The sequence below is a fragment of the Nocardiopsis sp. CC223A genome, assembly GCF_030766825.1.
Classification (GTDB): domain Bacteria; phylum Actinomycetota; class Actinomycetes; order Streptosporangiales; family Streptosporangiaceae; genus Nocardiopsis.
In genome coordinates, this window is the sequence record NZ_JASFDV010000136.1 from 1 (window position 1) to 10761 (window position 10761).

The following is a 10761-nucleotide window of genomic DNA, read 5'->3' on the forward strand; positions in this document are numbered from 1 at the left end:
GCGCTCCGCGGCCGCGGCCACGGCGGCGTCGCGGGCGGCGCCCGCCTCCTCCGCCGTCAGCGTGCGGTCGGCGGCGCGGAAGCGCAGGGTGAAGGCCACCGACTTGCGGCCCTCGCCCACCTGCTCGCCGGTGTAGACGTCGAACAGGCGCACGCTCTCCAACAGGTCTCCGGCGCCCGCCGCCAGTGCGTCCCCGATGGCGCCGACCGGCACGGACTCGTCCACGACCAGGGCCACGTCCTGGACGGCCACCGGGTAGGTGGACACCTCCGGGGCGACGACCGGGGTACGGGCCCGCTCGACGCGGTCCAGCTCCAGCTCCATCGCCGCGGTGCGCTCGGGCAGCCCGAACGCCTTGACGGTGCGCGGGTGCAGCTCACCCGCGTGGCCGACGAGCACCCGCTCGCCCGCCACCCGAACGTACAGCGCGGCGCAGCGGCCGGGGTGCCAGGGGGCGTGGGCGTCGGCCTCCACCTCCAGCTCCACCCCGGCGACCCGGGCGACCTCCCGGGCGGCCTGGACCGCGTCGGCCCAGGTGGCCGTGCGGCCCTGGCCCCACCAGCCGGCGCGCTCGGCGTCGCCGGTGATGACGGTGCCGACCCGGCGCGGCTGCTCGGGCAGGGCGGCGTCGATCAGCGCCAGCTCGTCGGCGTCCGGCCCGCGGTCCACCGGCAGCAGCGGGGCGCGGGTCGCGCCCGGCTTGGGCCGGTACACCAGGCCGATCTCGAAGAGGGCGACGTCGGTGAAGCCACGCCCCACGTTGCGGGCCAGCGCCTTGAACAGGCCCGGCAGCAGCGTGGTCCGCAGCAGTGGTTCCTCGTCGTTGAGCGGGTTGGCCAGGCGCAGGGCCGCCCGGCGGGCGTCGTCGGCGGGCAGTTGGAGTCCGTCGAGGTCGCGCTCACCGGTGAAGGGGTAGGACAGCACCTCGTTGTACCCGGCGTCGGCCAGGGTCCGGCCGACGGCGCGGCGCAGCCGCTGGCCCTCGGTGAGCCCGCGGCCCGAGCCGTGCGGTCGGATCGACGGGATGTTCTCGTAGCCCTCGAACCGGATGACCTCTTCGGCCAGGTCGTTGGGGTCGGTGAGGTCGGGCCGCCAGGACGGCGGGGTGACCGTCAGGACGTCCCCGTCGGAGGCGACCCGGCAGCCGATGGCCGTCAGCCACTTCTCGGTGGTGCCCGCCGGGTAGTCGACCCCGGAGACCGCGGAGGCGTGCCCGGCCCGCACCGTGATGGGCGCGCGCGGGGCGACCCGGTCCAGGTGGGTGTAGGCGTCCTCGACGGTGGCCCCGCCCAGTTCGGCCAGCAGCCCGACGGCCCGGGTGGCGGCGGCGAGCTGGAGGCCGGAGTCCACACCGCGCTCGAAGCGGCGGGAGGCCTCCGAGGAGAGCTGGTGGCGGCGCGAGGCGCGGGCGATGTGCATCTCGTCGAAGTGGGCGGCCTCGATGAGGACCGAGGTGGAGGACAGGCCGATCTCGGTGTCCACCCCGCCCATGACGCCGGCGATCGCCTGGGCGCCGGACCCGTCCGCGATGACGATGTCGTCGGTGTCCAGGGAACGCTGGACGTGGTCCAGGGTCTCCAGCTTCTCCCCCGCCTCGGCGGCGCGCACGGTGACGGCGCCGGTGAGGCGGTCGCGGTCCCAGGCGTGCAGCGGCTGGCCGAGTTCGAGCATCACGTAGTTGGTGACGTCGACGGCCAGGGAGACGGGGCGCATCCCGCTCTGGTGCAGGCGGCGCTTCATCCACAGCGGGCTGGGCGCGTCGGGGTCGAACCCGGTGGCGCCGCGCAGCACGAGGCGGTCGCACAGGGAGTCGTCGGCCAGGACGGCCGGGTGGCCCTCGCCCGCGGGAGCGGGCACGTCGACGTCGGCGGGGTCGTGGAACGCGACGCCGTACAGGGAGGCGGTGTCACGGGCCACGCCGCGGATCGACAGCGCGTAGCCGCGGTCGGGCGTCACGGCGATGTCGAGCACGTCCTCGCGCAGGCCGAGCGGGCCGATCGCGTCCTCGCCGACCTCGCCGAAGCCCTCGGGCAGGATGACGATGCCGCTGTGGTCCTCCCACAGGCCCAGCTCGGTGGCCGAGCAGATCATGCCCTCGGACATCCGGCCGTAGGTCTTGCGGGCGCCGATCCTGAAGCCGCCGGGCAGCTCGGCGCCGGGCAGCGAGACGACGACGAGGTCGCCCTCGGAGAAGTTGCGGGCACCGCAGATGATCTGCTGGGGCTCGCCGGTGCCGTTGGCCGACCCGACGTCCACCCGGCAGTAGCGGATCGGCTTCTTGAACTCGGTGAGCTCCTCGATCTCCAAGACCCGCCCGTAGACGATGGGGCCGGTCAGGTCCGCGCCCAGGGCGTCGACGGTCTCGACCTCAAGCCCGGCCAGCGTGAGCCGCGAGGCCAGGTCGCGTGCGGTGACGTCGGCCGGCAGGTCGACGTACTCCCGCAGCCAGGAAAGGGGGACGCGCATCAGTTCTCACTCCCGAACGCCGAGGTGAAGCGGATGTCGCCCTCGACCATGTCGTGCATGTCGCGCACGCCGTGCGCGAACATCAGTGTCCGTTCGATTCCCAGGCCGAAGGCCCAGCCGCTGTAGACCTCGGGGTCGACCCCGGCGGCGACGAGCACGCGCGGGTTGACCACACCGCAGCCGCCGATCTCGATCCAGCCCTCGCTGGAGCAGGTGCGGCACGGGTTGTCCGGGTCGCCCACCGACGCGCCGCGGCACACGAAGCATTCCATGTCCACCTCGGCCGACGGCTCGGTGAAGGGGAAGTAGGAGGCGCGGAACCGGGTGCGCAGGCCCTCACCGAACATGGTCTCGACGAAGGCGTCGATGGCGCCGCGCAGGTGGGCCATCGTGATGCCCCGGTCCACGACCAGGCCTTCCAGCTGGTGGAAGACCGGGCTGTGGGTGGCGTCGAGTTCGTCGGTGCGGAAGGTCTTGCCGGGCGCGACCACGTAGACGGGCAGCTCGCGCGAGAGCAGCGCGCGGACCTGCACCGGCGAGGTGTGGGTGCGCATGACCAGGCCGGAGTCGGCGCCCTGGGGCCCCTCCACGAAGAACGTGTCCTGCATGGTGCGGGCCGGGTGGTCGGGCTGGAAGTTGAGGGCGTCGAAGTTGAACCACTCCGCCTCGACCTCGGGGCCCTCCGCGACCTCGAAGCCCATGCCGACGAACACGTCGGCCATGCGCTCGGCGACGGTGGTCAGCGGGTGACGGGCACCGCGCGGGGTCCGGTCCCAGGGCAGGGTGACGTCGACCCGCTCCTCGACGAGGACGCGCTCGTCGCGCTCGGCCTCCAGGGCGGCCTGGCGCTCCTTGAGCGCCTGGCCGACGTCGCGGCGGGCACCGCCGACGCGTTTGCCCGCGTCGGCCTTGGCGGCCGGGGGCAGCGCCCCGATCTCCCGGTTGGCCAGGGCCAGCGGGGACCGGTCGCCGGCGTGGGCGAGGCGGACCTCCTTGAGTTCGGCGAGGTCCTTTGCCGCGGCGATGGCGGCCAGTGCCTCCTCGCGCATGCGGGCGACCTCGTCGGGGTGCAGGGGGGTCACCTCGACCGGGTCGAAGGAATTGTTCGGTGCAGACATGGTTGGTCACCTCACCGTCGCGTCCCCGTGCAGGAAGGGCGCGCGGTGGTCACGGTCCGCCGTGGGGCGGACGAGGCCGACAGGGAAGGCTCAGGGATGTCGGGCGCGCACGGAAGGGTCCACTCACCGATCGCGGGCACGCCGTGGAGCCCACCGGGGACGTCGGAGGGTCTGAAGGACTTCAGACGAACTCGGGCGTCCCGGCGGGCATGGTAAATCGGAACTCGGCGCCGCCGCTGGGGGCGCGTCCGACGGTGATCGTGCCGCCGTGGGCCTCGACGAGGCCCTTGACGATGAACAGCCCGAGGCCGGTCCCGCTCCGGCGCTTGCTGCGCCAGAACTGGCGGAAGACGCGCGGAATGGTCTCGGGCGCTATGCCCTGGCCTTCGTCGCGCACCGACACCGCTGCTCCTCCTTCACACGGCTCGATCACGATACTGACAGTACCAGCGCCGTGCCGCACCCCGTTTTCCACCAGGTTGGAGAGGATCTGTTCGATCTTGTCCGGGTCCAGCCACATCTGCGGGAGGCCTTCGCGCGTCTCGACCCGGAACCGCTCCTCGGACTCGCCGGAGGCGACGCGCCCGGCGACGACCCGGCGCACCACCTCGGTGACGTCGACGACCTGGCGGCGGACCTCGATGCGCCCGGACTCGATGCGGGAGACGTCGAGCAGGTCGTGGATGAGCCGGGTGACGCGGTCGGCGTCGGCGTTGACGGTCTCCAGCATGAACAGCTTCTGCTTGTCGGTGAGCCGTTCCCACTTGGTGAGCAGCGTGGAGGTGAAGCCTTTGACGCTGGTCAGCGGGGAGCGCAACTCGTGTGCGACCTCGGACACGAGGTCGGCGCGGCTGCGCTCGGCACGTGTGGAGGCGTCGCGCAGGGTGACGACCAGGCGGATGAGGTCGCCGCCGGGGCGGGCGCGCACGTAGCGGGCGGCGACCAGGATCTCCCGCTCGTCGGGCAGGTACAGGGCGCGCTCGGTCTGGCGGGTGCGGCCGCGGTCGCCCCCGTAGGGGTCGCTGGCCTCCCACCAGTCGTTGCCGTCCGCGCCGACCAGCGGCAGGGCGGCGCGGAAGTCGCGGTGCAGGGCGGCGGTGGCGGGGATGCCGGTGAGCTGGGCGGCCTGGGCGTTGTACAGGATGACGCGGCCGCGGGCGTCGGCGACGACGACGCCGTCGGGCAGGTCGTCGGCGTGCAGGGGGGCGTGGCCCGTGACGGTGTCGTCCACGTCCCACAGCGGTGCGGGGGTCGGGTCGCCTCCGGTGCCGTCGTCCGGGGGGGCGTCGGAGGGGTGTGCACCCTCTCCGTCCTCCACCGGGTGATCCACCTGCCGGCCGCTGCCCACGCCTCTCCCCGCTCCCCTTGTAGGTCCACGGACGCAGGGCTGCTGCGCCTGCGGGCCGCCGACCGATGGCGTCGGCATCCGCGACCACCACCGCAGATCTACCCGGCTCGTCCGCCCGGTACGCCTCTTGAACAGGGATCTCCGCCCACGTCGGAGCAGGTGGCGCATCGGGGGGCGCCACCGTGATCCCGCTCAGACCCTATCGGCACCGACCCCCCGTGCACGTGCATTTGCCAATGCGAATGGCGGGTCGGTGTCGGAAATCCCCCCGCGGGGACCTCAGGTACGCCGCTGCTGGCGCGCGGTGGTGTAGAGGCACACGGCCGCGGCGGTGGCCAGATTCAGGCTTTCGGCCCCGCCGTAGATGGGGACGCTGACCGCGCCGTCCGTCAGGCGGACGGTCTCCTCGGGCAGGCCCCAGGCCTCGTTGCCGAAGACCCAGCCGACCGGGCCGTCCAGGTCTCCGCCGTCGGCGACCTCGTGCAGGTCCCGCGGCCCCCCGCCGTCGGCGGCCCAGACCCGGGCGCCGCGCTCGCGCAGGAGGTCGACCGCGCGCGCCACCGGGACGCCCACCACGATGGGCAGGTGGAACAGGCTCCCGGCGGAGGCCCGCACGCACTTGCCGTTGTAGGGGTCCACGGAGGCGTCGGTGAAGATGACCACGTCGGCCCCGGCGGCGTCGGCGGTGCGCAGCACCGTACCGGCGTTGCCCGGGTCGCGGACGTGGGACAGGACCGCCGCCAGCCGTACGTCGCCGACCTTGTCCAAGGGGACGTCGACGAACTCGCAGACGGCGATGACGCCCTGCGGGGTGACGGTCTGGGCCAGCTCCGTCATGACGTCGAGGCTGACCCGGTGGACCGGGACGCCCGCCGTGTGGGCGGCGTCCATCAGGTCCAGGTGGCGCTGCATGGCCTCGGTCGTGGCGTACACCTCGACCACACCCGGGGCGGTCCCGCCGTAGGGGGACCGCCCGGCACCGCCGGCGGCGGCCAGTGCTTCGCGCACGGCCTGCGGCCCTTCGGCGAGGAAACGCCGCTCACGCTGGCGGAAGGTGCGTTTGGCGAGCCGCCGAACCCCCTTGATCCTGGGTGACCGGACACTCGTGAACTCGTGGCTCGCCATCGCTCTACCCGTCGGGCTCCGTGTGGAGCCGGTCAGGCCGCGGCCTCGGCCGGAAGGGCCTTCTTGGCGGTCTCCACCAGGGTCGCGAACGCGGCCTCGTCGTTGACGGCCAGCTCGGCGAGCATGCGGCGGTCGACCTCGATGCCGGCCAGCTTCAGGCCCTGCATGAAGCGGTTGTAGGTGAGGCCGTTGGCGCGGGAGGCGGCGTTGATCCGCTGGATCCACAGACGACGGAACTGGCCCTTGCGGTCCTTGCGGTCGCGGTAGGCGTAGGTCATCGAGTGGAGCATCTGCTCCTTGGCCTTGCGGTACAGGCGCGAACGCTGACCGCGGTAGCCGCTCGCCCGGTCGAGGACGACCTTGCGCTTCTTCTTGGCGTTGAGAGCCCGCTTCACGCGTGCCACTGTGACTCCCTCTTGTGTGTTCCGGCGCGCGGGGCGCGCCGACCGGCCCGGCTCCGAGGAGCCCGGCGACCGGATTCGCTTCTGACTGATCCCGCCCGGCGGCCGTCACCGCGCCGCTGGGGCGCGGGGGCGCTTCCGGGGGGAGGGGAAGGTTCGCGGACTACTTGCCGAGAAGCTTCTTGATGAACTTCGCGTCCGCGGGGGCGACCACGGCCTCGTTGCCCAGCTTGCGCTTGCGCTTGGAGGTCTTGTGCTCAAGGATGTGGTTCTTGTTGGCACGGCGGCGCATGATCTTGCCGGAGCCGGTGACCTTGAAGCGGTCCTTGGCCCCACTGTGAGTCTTGTTCTTCGGCATGTCGCCGTCGTCTCCTACTCCGTCGGCGTGTCGTTCCGCGCGCGGGGCGCGGGCGACACGGTTGTTCCGCCACTGCTTCCGTCACTGTGGCGGGGTCCCTGGACGCCGGCCGTGACGCGTCCGGATGTCCGCGCACAGCCCACCCCACCACCCGGTCCCTTCCGGCGGCCGGGCGGTGGGGGACTTCCCCGGAGCCGCTAGGCCTGTGCGTCGGGCTGTTCGCGGCGGGACTTGTCCCCCGCCGCGGCCGCGCGGGCCTCGGCCTTGTGCTCGGACCGCCGCTTGTGCGGACCGATCACCATGACCATGTTGCGGCCGTCCTGCTTGGGCTGCGACTCCACCGTGCCAAGGTCCTGGACGTCCTCGGCGAGCCGCGCCAGCAGACGGCGGCCCAGCTCCGGACGGGACTGCTCACGACCACGGAACATGATCGTCACCTTGACCTTGTCCCCGCTCTTGAGGAACCGCACCACGTGACCCTTCTTGGTCTCGTAGTCGTGCGGGTCGATCTTCGGGCGGAGCTTGATCTCCTTGATGATCGTGTTCGACTGGTTCTTACGGGCTTCGCGGGCCTTGACCGCTGACTCGTACTTGAACTTGCCGTAGTCCATCAGCTTGGCGACCGGCGGGCGCGCGGTCGGCGCTACCTCGACGAGGTCGAGGTCCGACTCCTGGGCGAGGCGCAGTGCGTCCTGCACGGAGACGATTCCGACCTGCTCACCGTTGGGTCCGACGAGACGGACCTCGGGCACCCGGATGCGGTCATTGATGCGGGGCTCGGCGCTGATGAGACCCCTCCCTAGCTTTCTCGGATTACCTGGGACCGGCCGCACCTGAATTGGTGCGGCCTGCTGGATCGGCCCGCCCGTCTCCAGCGGGTGGACCGACCGCGTCGGGGTCCCCCTGAAAAAGCGAAAACCCCGCCAGCGTGTGCAAGCGGGGTCGATCCGGTGGACGGCACGACGACGCCGGTGCCGGGCGGGGGCCGCGTACACGGCATCCCGTCACGATGGCAACGGATCGGGCCGACTCGGTGGACCCGTCCGGGCGGAACCCGACGGGTGGGAGGATCATCTCCGCTTGCGGTTCCAGTGTGACAGGCACACCGGACCAAGTCGATATCTCATGCTACCAGCCGAACGGACCGGCTCGGTCCGCGGCGCTCAGGCGGCGGCGCGGCGGGCCAGTTCGGCCTCCCCGGCAGCGCGCATCGCCTCGACCGGCACCCCCTCCTGCCCCGTCATCAGGCGGACCTGGGCCACCGCCTGGTGCAGCAGCATGGGGAAGCCGCCCACGACCCGGCCGCCGCGTTCGAAGACCCGGCGGGCCGCGGTGGTGGGCCAGGGGGCGTACACCACGTCGAACAGGTCGGCACCGCTCTTGGCCAGCGGTTCGGCCAGGTCGTCGGCCGCGCCCGAGGGCAGCGACGAGACGACGAGGTCGACGTCGAGGTGGCGGTCGACCTCGGTCAGCGGGGCCACCTCCACCGGGTGCCCCAGGCGTTCGGCGGCGGCGACCACCTCGCCCGCCCGGGAGGTGTCCCGGGCCAGGACGGTGACCGGGGCGGTGAGTCCGAGCCCGCGCAGAGCGGCCAGGGCCGAGGCCGCGGTGGCTCCGGCGCCCAGGACGGTGGCACTGCGGGGGGCGTCCACACCCGCCTCGGCCAGGGCGGTGATGATGCCCTCGACGTCGGTGTTGTGGGCGGCCCAGCCGTCGGCCTCGCGGACCAGGGTGTTGGCCCCGCCGACGCGGACGGCCAGGTCCTCGGCCCGGCCGGCCAGCTCCAGCGCCCGCCGCTTGAGCGGCATGGTCAGGGAGAGCCCGGCCCAGTCCGGGCCGAGCCCGGCGAGGAAGGGGGCCAGCCCCTCCTCGCCGCACTCGTGCAGGCCGTAGGACCAGTCGGCCAGGCCCATCGCCGCGTAGGCGGCGGTGTGCAGGACCGGGGAGAGCGAGTGGGCGACCGGCGAGCCCAGGACCGCCGCGCGCATCAGCCGCCGCTCCAGTTCTCCATGAACTCCTGCTTGAGCTCCTCGAACTCGGTCTCGTTGTCGGTGAACTCGGTGACGCCGTTCTCCGGGTCGGTGGCCACGAAGTACAGCCATGGGCCGTCCGCCGGTTCCAGCGCCGCCTCGATGGCGGCCCGGCCGGGGGCGACGAACGGTCCCGGGGGCAGGCCGGGCTTGTGGTAGGTGTCGAACCCGCTGGTGTCCGCGGCGCACTTCGCGAGCTGATCGTTGTTCAGCGCGATGCCGTACTCGCCGATGGCGTAGAAGCAGGTGCTGTCCATGCCCAGGTTCATGTCGATGTCGAGGCGGTTGTAGATCACCCGGGAGATCTTGGGCATGTCCTCCTCGCTGCCGCTCTCGGCCTGGACGATGGAGGCGACGGCCATGGCCTCGTCGGGGGTGAGGCCCAGCTCGGCGGCCCTCTCCTCCAGCCGGACCTCCTCGGCCGTCGTGTGGAACTGCTGGACCATGGTCCTGAGCATGGTCAGGGCATCGGTGTCGGGGTCGAACATGTAGGTCGAGGGGAACAGGTACCCGGCGGCCTCGCCCTCGGCGTACTCGGGCAGGCCCAGTTCGTCGGGCCGGGAGTGGGCCGCCTCCAGCTCCTCGTAGGGGACCCCGGTCTCCTCGGCCAGCTGCTCCAGAACCTGCTCGTTGCGCCTGCCCTCGTTGATGGTGACCCGGCCGCCGAGGCGGTTGGCGGGGTCCAGCAGGGCGCGCACGGCGTCGTCGGCGCTCATGCCCAGGGCCAGGGAGTAGCTGCCCGGGACCAGGCCCTGGCCCAGCTCCTCCTCGGGCAGGTCCTCCAGTGCGTTGGTGAACGCCCGCGGGCTGGCCACCACGCCCAGGTCGGTCAGTCCCTGGCCGACGGCGAGGCCGCTCTGGTTCTCCTCGATGACGTAGACGACCTCGCCCTCGCCCGCGCCGTCGAAGTCCGGCGGGAAGACGTAGGTGCGCATCACGAAGAACCCGCCGCCGCCGATGCCGACGATGAGCGCCAGGACGAGCAGGATCATCATGCCCTTGCCGCGCCGCTTGGCCCGGCGTCCCTCCGGTGTGCGCTGGTGCTGGGCCAGGCGGGCGCGTTTGAGCTCCTTGGCCTTCCTGCGGCTGCTGCGGCCGCCGCCGTAGGCGGCGGCGATGTCGGCCAGGGCCGGCTCTTCGTAGTCGTAGTCGTCCTCGTCGGACCCGGTCTCAGCCACCTCCTCGGGCTCCGCCGGGGGCTCCTCCTCGCGGCGGCCGCGCTTGCGGCCCCCGCGACGGGCGCCACCGCGTCGGCCGCGGCCCCGGCCGCGCCGACCGGCGGGCTCTTCCTCCTCGTCGGCCCCGGAGCCGGACTCCGCGTCCTCGGGGTCGCGGGTCTCCTCGGGTTCGGGGGCCTCGTCGGCGGCCGCGCCGCGGCGGCGCCGGGATCGGCGGGGCCGCTCCTGTGCCGGGGCGGCGAAGGCGTCGGCGCCGTCGGGGGCGTCCTGGAACGACGCGGTCCCATGAGAGCCCGTGTCGTAGGAACCCGTGTCGTGCGAGCCGGTGTCGAAGGACCCGGTGTCGTGGGCACCGGTGTCGTGGGCACCGGTGTCGTGGGAACCCGTGTCCTGCGGCGGCTGCGCCCGGCGGGCGCGGCGGCCCCGGGGCGGGGCGTCGGCGACGAACGCGCCGGTCTCCGCGGGCGGCTCCTCCACCGGGCCGCGGCGGCGGCGACCGGAGCGGGGGCGGCCCGTCTCCTCGGCCGGCTCGGCCGGCTCCTCGGCGGGGACACCGCGGTGGCGGCGCCCCCGGCGCGGGGTGGAGTCGAAGGACCCGGTGTCGGAGGCGTCCTCGCCGCGGGTGCGGCGCGGCCGCGTGTCCTCCTCGGTCAGGGCGGCGAACGCACCGGTGTCGGCGGAGCTGTTCACCCCGGGGAACGCGACGGCGTCGAACGCACCGGTGTCCTCGGGCAGGT

At 73.1% G+C, this 10761-nt stretch carries 9 protein-coding genes; all 9 read right to left on the reverse strand.

The genetic code is table 11. The features are described from left to right. On the reverse strand, positions 1-2466 hold a 2466-nt coding region (gene pheT / locus QJS33_RS30320), incomplete at its 3' end, for a phenylalanine--tRNA ligase subunit beta (RefSeq protein WP_306371504.1). Further along, complete coding sequence (gene pheS, locus QJS33_RS30325) at positions 2466-3584, reverse strand: phenylalanine--tRNA ligase subunit alpha (RefSeq protein ID WP_306371505.1); 1119 nt, start codon at positions 3582-3584, stop codon at positions 2466-2468. The genes pheT and pheS, both read right to left, overlap by 1 nt. Before the next feature lie 181 nt (positions 3585-3765). Continuing rightward, positions 3766-4932, reverse strand: coding sequence for a cell wall metabolism sensor histidine kinase WalK (locus tag QJS33_RS30330; RefSeq protein ID WP_306371506.1), 1167 nt, complete (start codon positions 4930-4932; stop codon positions 3766-3768). 279 nt (positions 4933-5211) lie between these two features. Then, positions 5212-6057, reverse strand: a complete 846-nt coding sequence (locus QJS33_RS30335; RefSeq protein WP_306371507.1) for an RNA methyltransferase — start codon at positions 6055-6057, stop codon at positions 5212-5214. Positions 6058-6089: 32 nt separating this feature from the next. Continuing rightward, the gene (gene rplT, locus QJS33_RS30340; RefSeq protein WP_220559957.1) at positions 6090-6461 is read right to left on the reverse strand and encodes a 50S ribosomal protein L20; all 372 of its coding nucleotides are present in this window, start codon (positions 6459-6461) and stop codon (positions 6090-6092) included. A gap of 160 nt (positions 6462-6621) precedes the next feature. Next, on the reverse strand, positions 6622-6816 hold the full coding sequence (gene rpmI / locus QJS33_RS30345; RefSeq protein WP_306371508.1) for a 50S ribosomal protein L35: 195 nt from the start codon (positions 6814-6816) through the stop codon (positions 6622-6624). A 197-nt stretch (positions 6817-7013) separates the two neighbouring features. After that, positions 7014-7649, reverse strand: a complete 636-nt coding sequence (infC, locus tag QJS33_RS30350; RefSeq protein ID WP_372339743.1) for a translation initiation factor IF-3 — start codon at positions 7647-7649, stop codon at positions 7014-7016. 330 nt (positions 7650-7979) lie between these two features. After that, a complete protein-coding gene (locus QJS33_RS30355) occupies positions 7980-8804 on the reverse strand; it encodes a shikimate dehydrogenase (RefSeq protein ID WP_306371509.1) in 825 nt (274 codons plus the stop codon). Next, the coding region (gene mltG, locus QJS33_RS30360) for an endolytic transglycosylase MltG (RefSeq protein WP_306371510.1) at positions 8804-10761 on the reverse strand (1958 nt) is incomplete at its 5' end. The genes QJS33_RS30355 and mltG, both read right to left, overlap by 1 nt.